This window comes from Methylobacterium sp. E-025, from assembly GCF_022829705.1.
Classification (GTDB): Bacteria; Pseudomonadota; Alphaproteobacteria; order Rhizobiales; family Beijerinckiaceae; genus Methylobacterium.
The window spans coordinates 16,158-32,680 of the sequence record NZ_JAKSYR010000139.1; the positions used below are offsets into that span (position 1 = coordinate 16,158).

At 70.1% G+C, this 16,523-nt stretch carries 11 protein-coding genes; 9 read left to right on the top strand and 2 right to left on the bottom strand.

Features of this window, described 5'->3' with window-relative positions; translation table 11 throughout:
* Window positions 1-833: 833 nt before the first annotated feature.
* Together MKK64_RS20250 and MKK64_RS20255 are read left to right on the top strand one after the other, a co-directional pair.
* Window positions 834-4,031: an efflux RND transporter permease subunit gene (locus tag MKK64_RS20250; protein WP_243936724.1), complete on the top strand. Its 3,198-nt coding sequence runs from the start codon at window positions 834-836 to the stop codon at window positions 4,029-4,031.
* 13 nt (window positions 4,032-4,044) lie between these two features.
* Window positions 4,045-5,316 carry an efflux RND transporter periplasmic adaptor subunit gene (locus MKK64_RS20255; protein WP_243936725.1) on the top strand — a complete coding sequence of 424 codons (1,272 nt, stop codon included), beginning with the start codon at window positions 4,045-4,047 and terminating at the stop codon, window positions 5,314-5,316.
* Between the two features lie 194 nt (window positions 5,317-5,510).
* On the opposite strand, the gene MKK64_RS20260 is transcribed toward MKK64_RS20255, so the two are convergent.
* Window positions 5,511-6,080, bottom strand: a complete 570-nt coding sequence (locus tag MKK64_RS20260; protein WP_243936727.1) for a thermonuclease family protein — start codon at window positions 6,078-6,080, stop codon at window positions 5,511-5,513.
* 118 nt (window positions 6,081-6,198) lie between these two features.
* Between MKK64_RS20260 and MKK64_RS20265 the strand changes: the two genes are divergently transcribed.
* The 5 genes from MKK64_RS20265 to MKK64_RS20285 all read left to right on the top strand — a co-directional run bounded on the left by MKK64_RS20265 (window position 6,199) and on the right by MKK64_RS20285 (window position 11,897).
* On the top strand, window positions 6,199-6,507 hold the full coding sequence (locus MKK64_RS20265) for a PepSY domain-containing protein (RefSeq protein WP_243936729.1): 309 nt from the start codon (window positions 6,199-6,201) through the stop codon (window positions 6,505-6,507).
* 21 nt (window positions 6,508-6,528) lie between these two features.
* Window positions 6,529-7,209: a response regulator transcription factor gene (locus tag MKK64_RS20270; RefSeq protein WP_147843851.1), complete on the top strand. Its 681-nt coding sequence runs from the start codon at window positions 6,529-6,531 to the stop codon at window positions 7,207-7,209.
* On the top strand, window positions 7,206-8,555 hold the full coding sequence (locus MKK64_RS20275; RefSeq protein ID WP_243936731.1) for a sensor histidine kinase: 1,350 nt from the start codon (window positions 7,206-7,208) through the stop codon (window positions 8,553-8,555). Before MKK64_RS20270 ends, MKK64_RS20275 begins: the two co-directional genes overlap by 4 nt.
* A 655-nt stretch (window positions 8,556-9,210) precedes the next feature.
* Window positions 9,211-10,935 (top strand): putative bifunctional diguanylate cyclase/phosphodiesterase, encoded by a 1,725-nt coding sequence (locus MKK64_RS20280; protein WP_243936732.1) that lies wholly within the window; start codon window positions 9,211-9,213, stop codon window positions 10,933-10,935.
* A 26-nt stretch (window positions 10,936-10,961) separates the two neighbouring features.
* Window positions 10,962-11,897, top strand: coding sequence for a BLUF domain-containing protein (locus MKK64_RS20285; protein ID WP_243936734.1), 936 nt, complete (start codon window positions 10,962-10,964; stop codon window positions 11,895-11,897).
* 89 nt (window positions 11,898-11,986) lie between these two features.
* On the opposite strand, the gene MKK64_RS20290 is transcribed toward MKK64_RS20285, so the two are convergent.
* Window positions 11,987-13,213, bottom strand: coding sequence for a lytic murein transglycosylase (locus MKK64_RS20290; RefSeq protein ID WP_243936736.1), 1,227 nt, complete (start codon window positions 13,211-13,213; stop codon window positions 11,987-11,989).
* Between the two features lie 152 nt (window positions 13,214-13,365).
* Here MKK64_RS20290 and MKK64_RS20295 point away from each other — a divergent pair, with 152 nt between their 5' ends.
* Window positions 13,366-14,802, top strand: coding sequence for a carotenoid oxygenase family protein (locus tag MKK64_RS20295; protein WP_243936738.1), 1,437 nt, complete (start codon window positions 13,366-13,368; stop codon window positions 14,800-14,802).
* 364 nt (window positions 14,803-15,166) lie between these two features.
* Complete coding sequence (ugpB, locus tag MKK64_RS20300) at window positions 15,167-16,510, top strand: sn-glycerol-3-phosphate ABC transporter substrate-binding protein UgpB (protein WP_243936739.1); 1,344 nt, start codon at window positions 15,167-15,169, stop codon at window positions 16,508-16,510.
* The last annotated feature ends 13 nt before the right edge of the window (window positions 16,511-16,523 follow it).

Sequence of the window (16,523 nt, forward strand, 5' to 3'; positions counted from 1 at the left end):
TCCGTCGGGCTGGAGATGGTGGCGTGGCGGCTACCTGAGGCTGGACGATGTGCGTGCGGCGCTCGTGATCCATGACGAGGTTCAGGAAGGCGTTTTCGCAGAAGTCTTCGCCGATGGCCGCTGTTCGGCGCGTACCGTTGCCGTGCCCCAGGCCGGGGGAGACCGATGGCGGAACGTCAGCCCGGGCCAAGCCCCCGTTGACGCGAGAGCTGCCGGGTTGGAAGCGATCGGCTGCCGGACCATCCGGGTCCGGCAGCCGGGACGGGGGGCAACGCCAGGAGGATGGCCTGGTTTTGGACATCACAGGGTGGGATGTCGGGCGACAATCCGGGCCGGCTGCCGGTTGGGCAGCAACTCCGATGGCGGAAATGGCGTTCACCGTCCGAAAACCGTGGTGCGGTCTCATCGACCAATAAACGTCCGCCCGGTCTCGCTCCAGACCGCGGCGTCTACCGCATCGAACGATGAGCCGCCGGTCCGGCACCCGTGTCGTCCGAGATCCGCTGTGAATTCAAAGCGGGTGTGGGTCAGTCCCACCGCGCCCTCATCCAAGAGAAAGCTCAGGTTGCCGCAGCGGCAGCTTAAATCGTCAGGTCGCAGTCATCGCTCGGCGTGCCATAAAAGTACGCTACGAATCGTATTCAGTGCCGTCAACGACAGCAGAAATGACTGCACTGACCATCGATAGAGGATTGTATCTCCTTGTTTCTGGTCGCCTCGCGCGTGTGACGTCATCAAATTGCCGCACTGGCCCGATGAATGCATGATACGATATGCTTCTGTACGCGGCCGTCGAGCCCCGCCCAACAGATTGATCGAGGCGAATTCAAGGTATGGCGGCGATCGTCCGACTGGCCCTGCTGCGGCCCTACACCTTCGTCGTGATGTCGATCCTGATCCTGATCTTCGGGGTCATGGCGATCGTGCGCACCCCGACCGACATCTTCCCCCGGATCGGCATCCCGGTGATCAGCGTCGTCTGGCAGTACACCGGGTTGCAGCCCGACGACATGGCGGGACGCATCGTATCGGTGTTCGAGCGCTCGCTGACCACCACGGTCAACGACATCGAGCACATCGAATCGCAATCGGTCCCGGGCTACGGGATCGTGAAGATCTACTTCCAGCCCGGCGTCGACATCACCGCGGCTCAGGCGCAGGTCACCTCCATCTCGCAGACGCAGCTCAAGCAGCTGCCGCCGGGCGTCACGCCGCCCCTGATGCTCGCCTACAACGCGTCGAGCGTGCCGATCATCCAGCTCGCCCTGTCCAGCGACAGCCTCTCGCAGACGGCGCTCAACGACCTCGCGCAGAACTTCATCCGGCCTCAGCTCACCACGATCCCCGGGGCGCAGCTGCCCTACGCCTACGGCGGCGCCGCGCGCCAGGTACAGATCGATCTCGACCAGTCGGCGCTTCACGCCCACGGCCTGTCGGCGGCCGACGTCGGCGCGGCCTTGGCCCGGCAGAACCTGATCAATCCGGTGGGCACCCAGAAGATCGGGAGCTTCGAGTGGATCGTCGACCTCAACGACTCACCCAAGAGCATCGAGGCGTTCAACGACCTGCCGGTCAAGGTCGTGGACGGCGCCGTGGTTTTCATGCGCGACGTCGCCCACGTGCGCAACGGCTCGCCGCCCCAGACCAACGTCGTCCAGCTCGACGGCAAGAAGGGCGTGCTGATGTCGATCCTCAAGATCGGCAACGCCTCGACCTTGGACATCATCGCCGACGTCAAGGCGCGCCTGCCCGCCATCCAGGCGGGCCTGCCGACGGGCGTCGACCTCAAGTACGTGGCCGACCAGTCGGGCTTCGTGCGCGAGTCCGTGGTGGCGGTGGTGCGCGAGGGGGTCATCGCCGCCGCGCTGACCGGCCTGATGATCCTGGTCTTCCTAGGCAGCTGGCGCTCGACGCTGATCATCACCGTGTCGATCCCGCTCGCCGTGCTGTGCTCGCTGATCGCGCTCTCGGCGCTCGGGCAGACCATCAACGTGATGACGCTCGGCGGGCTCGCGCTGGCCGTCGGCATCCTCGTCGACGATGCGACCGTGACCATCGAGAACATCAACCGGCACATGGAAGAGTTCGGCGAGGACATCGTCACCGCGATCACCCGCGGGGCGCAGGAGATCATGCCGCCGGCCACCGTCGCCCTGTTCTGCATCTGCATCGCCTTCGTGCCGCTCCTGGCGTTGGGCGGCGTGGCGGGCTTCCTGTTCCGGCCGCTGGCGATGGCGGTGGTGTTTGCGATGATCGCGTCCTACGCGCTCACCTATACCCTGGTGCCGACGCTGGCGCGCTACCTGCTGACCGAGCACGCCCACGGGCAGGATCCGGCGAACAAGCCCGGCCCCTTCGCCCGGTTTCAGCGAGGCTTCGAGCGCCGCTTCGAGGCCCTGCGGCAGGCCTATCTCGGGCTGCTCGGCTTGGCGCTGTCACACCGGAAGTCGTTCGCTGTCGGCTTCCTCGCGGTGGTCGGCCTGTCGTTCGGCCTCGTCCCCTATCTCGGGCGGGACTTCTTCCCGGACGTGGATGCAGGGGCGCTCCGCATCCACCTGCGGGCCCCGACGGGCACGCGCATCGAGGAGATGACGGCCCTGACCGGGCGGGTCGAGGGACGGCTGCGCGCGCTGATTCCGCCGGGACGGGTGGCCAGCGTCGTCAACAACATCGGCCTTCCGATCAGCGGCATCAACATTTCCTATGGCAACAGCGGCACCATCGGCACCTTCGACGCCGACATGCTGGTGACCCTCGACGAGACCAGTGGCGGCAGCGAGGGCGGCCCATCGACCGCGGCGCTGACCCAGCAGCTGCGTGAGCGCCTGCCGCAGGATTTTCCCGGCGTGACCTTCGCCTTCCTGCCCGCCGACATCGTCAGCCAGATCCTGAACTTCGGCTCCCCCGCCGCGCTGGATGTCCAGGTGGCCAGCCGCGACATCGCGGGGGGCCGCGCCTACGCCAACATGCTCCTGGCCCGGGTCCGCCGCGTAGCCGGGGTCGCGGACGCCCGCATCCAGGAGCAGGCGCGCAACCCGGCGCTGCGGGTCGATTTCGATCGCGCGCTCGCCGGGGTCGTCGGCCTGACCGAGGGCGACGCGGCCGCGAGCCTCCAGGCGACGCTGTCGGGCAGCACGCAGACCGCTCCGACCTACTGGCTCGACCCGCGCAACGGCGTGTCCTACCCGGTCTCCGTCCAGACGCCGCAGTATTCGATCGACACGCTGGGCGCGCTCAACAACCTGCCGATCACCGCCGCCCGCTCGGAGCAGCTCCTGGGGGGCTTGGCGACGATCCGCCCCGAGCCGCTCAGCGCGGTGGCGACCGACTACAACATCGCCCCCACCGTCAACATCCTGGGCACGACGCAGGACCGCGATCTCGGCGGCGTCACCGCGGACATCCAGGGGGCGATCGACGCGACGCGGGCCGACCTGCCGAAGGGGGCGACCGTCACGGTGCGCGGGCAGGCGGTGACCATGGCGCAGGCCTACCAGCAGCTGCTCGTGGGCCTCGCCTTCGCGATCGTGCTCATCTACCTGCTCATCGTCGTCAACTTCCAGTCCTGGGTCGACCCGTTCGTCATCGTGACGGCGCTGCCGGCGGCGCTCGCCGGCATCGTGTGGATGCTGTTCGCCACGCACACCCACGTTTCGGTGCCGGCGCTGACGGGGGCGATCATGTGCATGGGCGTGGCGACCGCCAACTCGATCCTGGTCATCAGCTTCGCCCGCGAGCAGCTCGACGCGGGACGCACGGCGATCGAGGCCGCGCTGGCGGCCGGGGCGACGCGGCTGCGGCCTGTGATGATGACCGCGCTGGCGATGATGATCGGCATGGCGCCGATGGCGATCGAGCCGGGCCAGAACGCCCCGCTCGGCCGCGCCGTGATCGGCGGATTGCTGTTCGCCACGCTCGCGACCCTGTTCTTCGTGCCGGTGGTCTTCGGCATCGTGCATGGGCGGCCGCGCCGCGCCGCGGCCCGGCGCGAAGACGCTTCCCCCCAGCCCCTCTCGTCCCCATCGGCCTGAGCGCAGATCCCGCATGCACCCGACCCAACACGCCAAATCCGACGACGCCGCGCACGCGAGCGCCGAGCCCGCAGTCGCGTCGCCCCGCACGCCGTCGGGGCGCCGGGTCGGCGCGCTGCTGGCGGGCGTGGCCATAGGCGCCGCGGCGCTGGCCTGGGTCGGCATCAACGACCGTGCGAAGGGGATGCAAGAGGTCGAGAGCTGGACCGAACGGCAGGCCGTGCCCACCGTTCGGGTGGTGCACGCCCGGCGCGGGCCCATGGACGAGGACCTCACCTTGCCCGGGTCGCTGAGCGCCTTCTACACCGGGACGCTGTATGCCCGCGCCAGCGGCTACGTCACGGCCTGGCATCGGGATATCGGCGCCCGCGTGCGCAAGGACGAGGTCCTGGCCGAGATCTCGGCGCCCGACCTCGACCAGCAACTCGCCGAGGCGCGCGCCACCCTTGTTCAGCTTCAGGCGGCGGTCGACCAGGCTCAGGCGAACGCCGATCTCAGCGCGGCCACCAACAAGCGCACCGCCCGCCTGGTCACGCAGGGCTGGTCGAGCGAGGAGCGCGGCGACACCGACCGCTTCACCGCGGCCTCGCGCACGGCGGCCCTGTCGGTGGCCAAGGCGAACATCGTCGCCCAGCAGGCCAATGTCGGGCGCCTGGAGGAACTGACGCGGTTCAAGGAGGTCCGAGCACCCTTCGACGGGGTCGTGACCGCGCGCAACGTCGACATCGGCGACCTGCTCACGGCGGGGGGAACCTCGGGTCGGCCGCTCTACCGGGTCTCGGATCTCCACCGGGTGCGCGCCTACGTGAACGTGCCGCAGGCCTTCCTCGCCGTGATGAAGCCGGGGTTGAAGGCCTCCCTGCGCGTGCCGGGGCAGGAGGCGGCGTTCGACGCGGAGGTGACCTCGACCGCGAACGCCATCGCGGAGGATTCCCGAAAGGGTCTCGTGGAGCTCCAGGCCGACAACCCGGAAGGCAAGCTCTGGCCGGGGGCGTTCGTGGAGGTGCGATTCCACGTGCCCTCGGACCCGGGGACGTTGCGCGTGCCCGCCACCGCGCTGGTGTTCGACCGCAACGGCACGCAAGTGGCGCAGGTGGGCGACGACCACCGGATCGCGCTGAAGCCCGTGACGCTCGGGCGGAACCTCGGCAACGAGGTCGAGGTGCGCGCGGGCGTGACCACCGCCGAACGGCTGATCGACAATCCTCAGGAGTTCCTGGCGAGCGGGGACGTCGTCCGCGTCGCCGGAGAGGAGGCCGCTCCGCGGACCGCCTCGGCGAACTGACGATCGCCCCCGCGGCGGACGTTTCCCGGCCCCCGCGTGGTGCACCGCGACCCGCCATCGCGAATGGGTCAGGCCGCCGTGCAGCCTGACCGCACGGCGATTTCGCCGGTCGCCGGCGGGCACGTCATGGCAACTGCACGCACCTAGAGCGGCGCCGTTCGTCTATCGGATACGCCCTATCGCCCGCCCTGCCGTCAGTCCGTCGGATCGTCGAACACTCCGGCCCACAAGCCGGCACGACGCCCCCAGGCCCGGTCGCTCGCCCGCCTGTAGGATGCCGGCGCGTCGCGGGCGGGCATCGCGTAACCGTTGGCGATCATCCAATCGCCGAGGTCCTCGTCACCGATTCGGCACGTCGCCTCGGCGGAACCGCTGTCTGGGCGATCGTGCCGCTCGCAAATCGGCTCCGCCGTCCCGATGCGTGCGATCATCTTCTCGCGGACTTGACGGCCGCACGCGTAGGGAACCTCGTGGGCGTCCCAACACGTCGCATCCGGTGCGGGCATCACGATGCCGAACAGCGTGACGGATCCGCCGTCGATCGTGAGGGTGGTCCCGTTGATCAGCGAGGCATGCCCCGTCGCCGGCTCCCCAGCCAACGCCGGTTTCCCCGCGATGGCGAGACAAGTGGCCAGGGCCAGCGTCAAGACGCGGTTGTCCGGGACCCGGGCCGGGGGTTGATGTCTTGTGGCCGGCGGCGGGCACAGGATCGTGCCGGCAATCGCCGCCACGACGGTCAGAAGGATGCCGATGATGATGGACATGGCCGTGCGGCTCCGCGAACGAGGGATCTGCGGAGCGTTCTGGCGGATCCTGAACCCACCGGCCTGACGGAGCCCGTCAGCCTCCCGTCAGGTTGACCCACCCATGGTGCCAGTGTCCATGCCGATCCTCCGCACCCTTCTCGTCGCCGCCCTTTGCTCAGGTCTCGTCCGGATGGTCCCTGCGCGCGCGGACGACGACGCCGACCGGGCCCGTCGCGCCCTCGAACGCGGCGAGATCCGTCCGCTCGACGAGGTCCTGCGCGCCGCCCGTGCTGCCGTGCCCGGCGACGTCGTGGCCCTCGACCTGAAGCACCACGACGGGCACTGGTTGTACAAGCTGCGTATCCTCGGCGCGGACAGCAAACGACGCGACGTGAAGGTCGATGCGCAGTCGCTGCAGATCATCGACAGGGACGACGATGACTGACCTGACATGGAAACGCGTCCGATGCGGGTGCTAGTCGTCGAGGACGAGCCCCGCATCGCCGCGGACGTGAGCGCTGGCCTGGAGCGCGCCGGCTACGTTGTGGACGTCGTCGCGGATGGCGAGGCCGCGTGGTTCCGCGCCGAGACCGAGACCTACGACGCGATGGTGCTGGACTTGGGCCTGCCGCGCCTCGATGGCCTCGGCGTGCTCCGCCGCCTGCGCGCGGCCGGCACGATGGTCCCCGTGCTGATCCTCACCGCGCGCGATGGCTGGCGGGAGCGCGTGGAGGGCATCGACGCAGGCGCCGACGACTACCTCGCCAAGCCATTTCGAATGGAAGAGCTCGCAGCGCGGCTGCGCGCAATCCTGCGGCGCACCGCCGGCCACGCCTCGCCGGTGCTGCGCGCCGGCGCCGTTGAGCTCGATACGCGCACCCGGGCCGTCAGCGTCGCCGGTCGCGAGATCGACCTGACCGCGTTGGAGTACCGCCTGCTCGCTTTCCTTATGCACCAGCAGGGACAGGTGGTTCCGGCCGGCGAACTTCTCGACCACCTCCACGGCGTCGGAAGCGACCGCGAGGCCAACGCACTCGAGGCGCTGTTGACGCGGTTGCGACGCAAGCTCGGGCCGGGAATGATCGAGACCCGGCGCGGCCAGGGGTACCTCGTCCCAGCCGACCAACCGAAGGCGCCTGGCCGTTGAGGGCGGACTCCCTGCGCCTGCGCCTCGGGATCACCGGCGCCGCCTTGATCAGCCTCGCTCTGCTGCTGGCCGGCTTCGGCTTGACGATCATCTTCGACCGCGTGCTGGACGCCCGCACGGCCGACGAACTCGACCGCTCGGCCAAGCTCATCGCCGGGCGCGTCGGACTGGCTTCGGACGGTGCCCCGACCCTGTCGCGCGAGCCGCCGGATCCACGGTTCGCCACACCCTATGGCGGCCTGTACTGGCAGGTCGAGACGCCGGACCGGCGGTCCCTGCGGTCGCGCTCGCTTTGGGACAAGAGGCTCGAATCGTCGGGCCTGGGCACGGGTGATGCGCCGATGGTCACCGATGCGACGGGACCGGATGGGGGGCGGCTCCTGTCCCTATCGCGACCGGTCGAGATCGATGGGGCCGGCGGAACGGCGACACGGTTGCGGGTCACCGTCGCCGAGGATCGGCGTGGACTGGCCGCGAGCCGGTCGACGTTCCTGCGCCTTCTTATGCCGTCGCTCGCCGCGCTGTTCGTTGTGCTGACCCTGGCGATGGCGGTCTTCGTCCATCGCGCGCTGACGCCATTTCGAACGTTGCGCGCGAGCCTTGCCGCGGTGCATGCCGGAACGCGCGAACGCCTCCCGGACGTCTTCCCGGACGAGGTTCGTCCGCTCGTGGCCGACCTCAATTCGTTGCTCGACGCACAGGAACGGGCGCTCAAGCGAGCGGAGGCCGGCGCGGCGGACATGGCACACGGACTGAAGACGCCGTTGGCCGTCATCGACGCCCTGATGCGCAGGCTCTCCACAACGGAACCGCTTGTGGCGCAGCAGATCGCGGAACAGACACAGGCGATGGGCGGTCAGGTCGATCGCACGCTGGCTCGAGCGCGCCTCGCGGGTGCTCGGGACCTGCGTCGCAGATCCTGTGGCGTGGCGGCGGTCGTGGACAGGCTCGTCGCCACGATGCGGCGGCTTCCCGAGGGCGACTCACTGGTCTGGGACGTATCTGTCCCTGCCGATCTGTCTTACCCGGGCGACGAGGGCGAGCTGATGGAGGTTCTGGGCAACCTGCTCGACAACGCGCGCAAGTGGGCACACCGGCGTGTGCGCGTCACCGGGACGCCGGACGGGGCGGGAGGCCGCTTGTCGGTCAGCGACGATGGGCCGGGGATGGACCCTCCGGCCCTGGCCGGGCTGGGCCGTGGGGTGCGCTGGGACGAAAGCCGACCGGGCACCGGTTTCGGGTTGGCGATCGCCCGCGACGTAGCCGAGGCAGCCGGTGCCCGGATGGCATTCGGCGAGGCCGCCGAGGGGGGGCTGATGGTCGAGATGGTTTGGTTCTCCGGCTGAGGTCTTCGGCAGTCTTCCGCCGGCAGGGGACAGTCGAGACCGCCAGGATGGATATCCAGGCGGTCCGCGAGCCACCTGGCCCGAGACGGCCCTTGCCGGCGCTGCCGGGACGCGGAGGCGGCCGTTGACGCTTCGAGCTCGAATCGAACGTCAGGTTCAAGGCCAAACGTCGGACGGGATCGACGCTTTACCCCGGAAGCGGACATCCGTTTTCTGCCGTTCCGGCAGCGGTCCGTTTCCCCCGTCACCGCGGTGGATCGCGCAGAATTTGCGAGTTTGGCAGCTACGGATGCCGGCGTGCGACCACCTTGCACGCCGCCGGGAACATCAAGTCCGTGCGTGTCGACCCCGGTATCCGGCGTCGCCTCAGGTGCCGGATGCCTGCGTTCGACAGTCGATCCAAGTTCGACCTACCGGCTCCCACTGAACCGCTGCCGGAGGGCGTCGGCATTACCGCCAGTCCGTTGCCGCCGATACCATGGCAGCCAAGGCCGTCGACCTGCGCGGTGGCGACAGATTCGAATGGCGGCTGATTGCAACTTGAGAGCGCGAATTCAACGCCCAGTGTAGCCTCTAATTAAGAATTCTACCTCTATCAATAAGTGCTTCCATTCGGCACGCTCGCTGGGCGGCCTGAGATCGGGTCCGATGTGCCATGAGCGCTGAACGGCACTACCTTGGCGCTGCCCAGCGCGAGACGCCGCGGAGCCTGCGGCCGAACGCGGGCACCCCCTCCCACGCCTGGGCGCGCTATCTCGACGTGATCCGGCACGGGCTGCTGATGATCGACGATGCGGGGCGCGTGATCGTCTCGAATGCGCCGGCCGAGCGCCTCCTGACCAACTTCCTGCCGCCTTCGCGCGAACCGGGTGCCAGGCCGTTGCTTCGCGCCCTGTGCGCCGGGACTGCGAAACCGCGGCGCGAGGTCTTCCGATCCTTGCGCCAGGGACGCGATCGTCGCACGGCCGTTTCGTTCGAGGTCAGGGATCAGGGGCTCACGCTGCAGGTCGAGCTAAATCCTGCAGAGGAACAGGGTTGGATCGCGACGATCGAGGACGTCAGCGCGCGCAAAGCCAGCGAGGCGCGCGCCGACGAGGCGGCACGCCAGGATCCGCTCACCGGCTTGCCGAACCGGCTGCTCCTGCAGGAACGACTCTCCGAGGCCCTCGTGCGCCTCCATCGCAACGGCGAGAAGTGCGCGCTTCTCCTCGTCGACCTCGATCGCTTCAAGCCCGTCAACGACACGCTCGGCCACCCGATCGGCGACGCGCTCCTGAAGAAGGTCGCCGATCGACTGCGCTCGGCCGTGCGGCCCACCGACACCGTCGCCCGGATCGGCGGCGACGAGTTCATCATCGTGCAGGCCGGCATCCGCGAGGCCAGCGACACGCAGGCCCTGGCTCGGCGCCTCGTCGACCTGATCGGCCGAACCTACATGATCGACGGGCACCTCCTGACGATCGGGGCCAGCGTCGGCGTCGCGTTGGCGCCCAACGACGGGGACGCCTCCGAGACGCTCCTGAAGAACGCCGACCTGGCCCTCTACCGGGCCAAGGTCGACGGACGCGGCACGTACCGCTTCTTCGAGCCCGAGATGGACGCGCGCATGCAGGCGCGCCGCCGGCTGGAGCTCGACATGCGTCAGGCGCTCGCCCGCCGCGAGTTCCAGCTGCACTACCAGCCGCAGATGCAGCTCGACGGCGATCGGCTGATCGGCTGCGAGGCCCTGATCCGCTGGAAGCATCCCGAGCGCGGGGCGGTCTCACCACTGGACTTCATCCCGCTGGCCGAGGAGATTGGCCTGATCGTGCCGATCGGCGACTGGGTCATCCGGCAGGCCTGCCGCGACGCGATGCACTGGCCGGCGCACATGGCGGTGGCCGTGAACGTGTCCCCGGCCCAGTTCAAGAGCGACCGCCTAGTCGAGACGATCATGTCGGCGCTTGCCGGCTCGGGCTTGCCCGCCCGGCGCCTGGAGGTCGAGATCACCGAGGGCGTGCTGCTTCAGGAGAACGAGAAGACGCTGCGGACGCTGCATCGGCTGCGCGAGCTCGGCGTCCGCGTGTCGATGGACGATTTCGGCACGGGCTACTCCTCCTTGAGCTACCTGCGCTCGTTCCCCTTCGACAAGATCAAGATCGACCGCTCCTTCGTGAAGGACCTGTCGAGCAAGCCGGACGGCGACGCGATCATCAGGGCCATCGCGGGCCTCGGCAAGAGCCTGGGCATGACGACGGTCGCCGAAGGCGTCGAGACCCCGGAGCAGATGCAGCGCATCCGCGAAGAGGGCTGCACCGACGTGCAGGGCTATCTCATCAGCAGGCCGATACCGGCCGACGACCTCATGACCTTCCTCGCGAGCTACCCGCCGCACGCGTGATCCACCCCAGTCCCGGATAGTCTCTGATGAGCGAACTCTATCGCCTGGTCTACGCGAGCAAGAACCTGCTGAAGGGATCGGAGGCCGAGATGACGGCATCGATCACGCAGATCCTCGCGGCATCGCAACGGAACAACGCCGAATCGGACGTGACCGGCGCGCTGATGTTCAATGCGGGGGCGTTCGCCCAGGTTCTGGAGGGACCGCGCCGCGAGGTCGAGGAGACGTTCGAGCGGATCCAGTGCGACGATCGGCACGGCGACGTGACGGTCCTTCAATGCGGGCCGACCGAGAAGCGCGGCTTCGCGAACTGGTCGATGGCCTTCGTCGGCCAGTCCGCCGGGGGACAGGCGCAATTCAGCCAGCTGGCGGCCGAGAGCGGCTTCGACCTCTCGCGCCTGGACGGCGACGCCGTGTTCGCGATGCTGCACGGGCTCGTGCTGGAAGAGGAGCGGGTGCCGGCCCCCGCGCCGATCGCTTCGCCGTCCGAGGATCTCCCCGCAACGGGCCTCGATGTCGAGCAGCTGCGAACGGAGATCGCGCAGCTTCGGCGAGAGGATGCGGCCCCCCGGATCCCGCCGGCGCCCGACGCGGTTTTGGCCGGCCCGATCGCGGTCGTCGGCCCGCGCGCCCGCCCGGGAGGCGACGCGACGGGCTCGGCGGGCGGCGCGGCGGACGCTGCCTTGTCCGTGCTCAAGACCGCCCTGGCGCGCGAGCGGCAACGGACGAGCGAGCTTCGGACGGAGATCGACGCGCTTGAGGTCGCGCTGGCCTTGCACCAGGACCAGATGGAGGCCCTGCGGGCGGACCGGGACCGCTGGGCCGAGCGCGCACGCCTTCTTGCCGCGGCGATGGTCCAGGAGGCGGGCGACGTCCGGACGTCGCCCGATCATGCGAGCGCCGGGTCCAGGGAGTCGACATCCGCCGCGGCGCCGGGCGCGGCCCGTCGCCTGCGCGCCTAGAGCCTGCTCCAGCGAGGGGGATGCCCCGGTGATCCGATCGCGGGCCGGCGCGAATACGGACCGTCGTCCACGCCCGCCGACGCCGGACGTCAGGGCGACGTCCGCAGCCGCTCCAGCAGGGCGACGTCGGCATAGCCGTCCGGACGGAGGCCGGTCGAGGCCTGGTAGGCGCGGATCGCGGCCCGGGTCTTCGGACCGATCCGGCCGTCCACGGCGCCGGCCGTGTGGCCGTGCGCGTCCAGGCGGGTCTGAAGATCGCGGCGCTCGGCTTCGGTCAGGGCGCGGTCGCCACGGGGCCAGTCGCGGGCGAAAGCGGCCTGCCCGCGAAGGCGGTCCGACAGGTGCGCGACGGTGAGCGCGTAGGACAGCGACGTGTTATAGCGCAGGATCACCGAGAAGTTCGGCCGCAGCAGGAAGGCTGGGCCGCCCGCGCCCGCGGGGACGACGAGGGTGGCCTGCGCGACGCCGTCCGCTTTGCGATCGGGGACGGGCGTCGCGCCGAGCGCGCGCCAAGCGTCGAGGCTGCGCGGGGTGGTCTCGTCCGCCAGCGCGTAGTCGAAGCTTTCTCCCAGCACGGCTTCGCCGCCCCAGGGCTCGTTGCCGCGCCAGCCCATGGCGACGAGGTAGTTCGCCGTCGAAGCGAGGGCATCGGGCACCGACCAGAGGTCGCGCCGGCCGTCGCCGTCGAAATCCACGGCGTGGGCGCGGTAGACGCTCGGCATGAACTGGGTATGCCCCATGGCGCCGGCCCAGGAGCCGGTCAGGCGCGCGGGCGGCACATCCCCTTGCGCGAGGATCCGAAGCGCCTCGACGAGCTCGTCGCGCCAGTAGCCCGGTCGGCCTGGATCGCCGCAGGCCAGCGTCGCGAGCGATTGCACCACCGGACGGACGATCGCGGCGTCGTCGAGGACTTTGCCGTAGCCCGACTCGACGCCCCAGAAGGCCACGAGGGTGAAGCGGTCGACGCCGGTGCGCCGCTCGATCGCCTCGAGGACCGCGGCCCATTCCTCGAGCTTGCGCTGCCCTTCGGCGATGGTCGCCTCGGTGATCGTGGCGTCGAGGTAGGCCCAGATCGGCTTGACGAACTCGGCTTGGCCGCGGGTCGCCGCCAGCACGTCCGGGTTGGGCGTCAAGCCGACGAGCTGCCCGTCCGCCCAGGCCGGCGGCACCCCGCGGGCCTGGGCGTCGGCGGCGATCCTGCCCAGGCAGTCGGCCCAGGGCGATGTCTCCGACGCGGTTCCAGAGGATGCCGGGCCGGCCGTCGCCAGGGCCATCGGGAGGGCTGCGGCGCGGAGCAGGCGGGCGAGGCGCATCATCGGTTCTCCGCGTCGGGGCGGCGATCGCATTGCCGGAGGAAGCCTCTCGGCCCTATGTCGGTTCTCGATCCCGCTCAAGGCGCGCGTGCGGTCGCGATCCGGCGCGTCCGTCACGGCTCTCGTCCCCGCACCGCCCTTGGACCCCTCGACCGATGCCGAACCGTCTCACGTCGACCGTCCGCGCCGCCGCCGAGGGTCTCGTCGCGCTGGTGGCGGCCGGCAACCGGCTGCGCCTGCCGGGGACGGCGCACCCCTTCGTGGTCGGCGTCCACGCGCCGATGCGCGCGGAGCTGACGCTGCGGGACCTGCCCGTGACCGGGACGATCCCATCGGGGCTCGACGGGCGCTACCTCAAGATGGGCGCCAACCCGGCCCGCCCGACGACGCGCGGCCACGATTGGTTCCTGGGCGACGGCATGGTGCACGGCCTCCGCGTCGCGGGCGGCAAGGCCCTGTGGTACCGCAACCGCTGGATCGGCTCGCGGGCGGCCTCGGCGGCGCTCGGCCGGCCCGCCGCCCCCGGACCGCGCCGGGGCGACGACACCGTCAACACCAACGTCGTCGAGATCGGCGGCCGCGCCTTCGCCCTGGTCGAGGCCGGCAGCTATCCGGTCGCGCTGTCCGAGGATCTGGAGACGCAGCTTTACGATCCGTTCGAGGGGACGCTCGGCGGCTCCTTCACCGGGCATCCGCACCGCGACCCCGAGACCGGCGAGACGCATGCCATCGCCTACGACGGACGGATCTGGGACAGCGTGCGCCACGTCGTCGTCTCGCCCGCCGGCCGCGTCGTGCGCGACGTCTCGATCCCGGTCGAGCACGGCCCCTGCATCCACGATTGCGCGATCACGGCGCGCTTCGCGGTGGTGCTGGACCTGCCCCTTACCTTCTCGATGCGGGCGGTGCTGGCCGGCCACCGCTTCCCGTTCCGCTGGAACCCTGCCCACCGCGCGCGCCTCGGCCTGCTCCCCCGGCACGGGACGGCCGCCGACATCACATGGTGCGCCCTCGATCCATGCTTCGTGTTCCACGTCGCCAACGCCTACGACGACGCGGACGGGCGGGTGGTCCTCGACGTCGTCGCCTACGAGAGCGTGTTCGCCTCGGCAGGCGGCGGCCTCGACAGGCCGGGCCGGCTGGAGCGCTGGACCGTCGACCCCGCGACGGGGCGGGTCGACCGGCGGGTGGTTGATCCGGCGGCGCAGGAGTTTCCGCGGATCGACGAGCGCCGCTTCGGGCGACCCCACCGCTACGTCTACGCGGTCTCGGTCCCCGCCGACGGCAACACGCAGCTCGAAGGCGCGACGCAGATCTACAAGCACGATCTGGCGCGCGGGGCGCGGCGCGTGCACGAATTCGGTACCGGCCGCGTCCCGGGGGAGTTCGTCTTCGTGCCGGCGCGGCCGGAGGCCGGCGAGGACGAGGGATGGCTGATCGGGCTCGTCGTCGACACGGCGCGCGACACGACCGACTTCGTCGTCCTCGATGCGCGCGCGTTCAAGGCGCCGCCCGTCGCCACGATCCACCTCGGGCACCGGATCCCGCCGGGCTTCCACGGCAACTGGTTTCCCGCGCGCGATCCGGCGTGAACGGTCGCTGAGGTTGACCCCGATCACCGCGTCGATGCCCGAGGGCGTGATCGCGCTCCAGCCGCATACAGCGGCGAAAGCCATCGAACGCCGTAAGCGAGTGCTGCGATGCAAGGCGAGCCGACGGCGCCTCCGGCGGGGCGGCGAAGCCGGCAAAACGACCACGAGGCGCGCGAAGCGGGGATGGCTCCTCCGACGCCTGAAGCCAAATCGCGGGACCGCACGGCGTGGCGCTTTATTCCGCTGGTTGGTCCGTGCATGATGAAGGCATGAGCGTCGCGCCGTCCGGTGCGGGTGCCGCGGGATCGCATCTCAAGCCCGAGGACAACGGGCAGGGCGGTTCCGCCGACGGGGAGGGTTTCGGATGGATCGTCGCGTCCTGTTGGCCGGCGTCGGCGGTCTTGCCGCGTGGGCTGCGCTTCGCCCGTCGGCCTCCGTCTCCGCCGGCGACAGGACGCGCATCGTGCTCTGGCATGCGATGTCGGGCGCGAACGGCGAGGAGGTCGAGCGGCTGACGCGCGACTTCAACGCGAGCCAGTCCGATGTCACCCTCGAGGCGGTGTTCAAGGGCACCTATCCCGAGACGCTGACGGCGGCGATCGCGGCCTACCGCGCCGGCAGGGCGCCGCACGTCGTCCAGATCTTCGAGGTCGGCACGGGCACGATGCTGCAGGCTGGCGCCGCCATCAAGCCGGCCTGGAAGCTGGCGGAGGAGACCGGGCTCGCACTCGATCCCAAGGCCTACATCCCCGGCGTGCGGGGATACTACAGCCTGGCCGACGGCAAGCTCGCCTCGATGCCCTTCAACTCCTCGACGGCGGTCATGTGGTACAACCGCGACGCCTTCGAGAAGGCGGGGCTCGACCCGGACGCGCCGCCGGCCACCTACGAAGACTTCGCCAAGGCGGCCCGCACCCTCGCCTCCAAGGCGGCCACGCCCATCGCCAGCACCTCCGCCTGGATGACCTGGATCCAGTTCGAGGAATACGCCGCGATCCAGAACCTCGCCTACGCCACCGAGAACGACGGCTACGACGGCCTCGGCGCGGAACTGCTCATCAACACCAAGCCGTTCGTCGACCAGCTCCAGCGCTTCCTGGACCTGTCGAAGGACGGCGCCTTCAAGTACGCCGGCCGCGACGGCGCGCCCGATGCGGTCTTCTATTCCGGGCAGGCCGCGATCGGCTTCGGCTCGTCCTCGGGCCGTGCCGACATCGTCAAGAACGCCAAGTTCCGTTACGCCGAGGCCTTCCTGCCGACCGAGCCGGCGCTGAATCCGCGCCCGAACAACTCCATCATCGGCGGCGCCAGCCTGTGGGCGATGACGGCGCCGAAGCGCAGCGAGGCCGAATACAAGGGCGTCGCGGCCTTCTACGCTTTCATCGCGAAGCCCGAGCAGGTTGCCCTCTACGCCCAGAACACCGGCTACGTTCCGGTGACGCTCGCGGGCTACGCGGCCACGAAGCAGGCGGGCTACTTCGACAAAAATCCCGGCACCGACGTGCCGGCGCGGCAGCTCTCCCGCGGGGAGCTGACCCCGAACTCGCGCGGCCTGCGCCTCGGCCGCCTGCCGGAGATCCGCGCGATCCTCTACGAGGAGATCGAGAAGGCGCTCCAGGGCCAGCAGACGGCGCAATCGGCGATGGACGCCGCCGCCGCGCGCGGGAACCGCGTCCTGCGCGACTTCCAGAAATCCGCGCGCGGCTGACGCGGCGGACCGG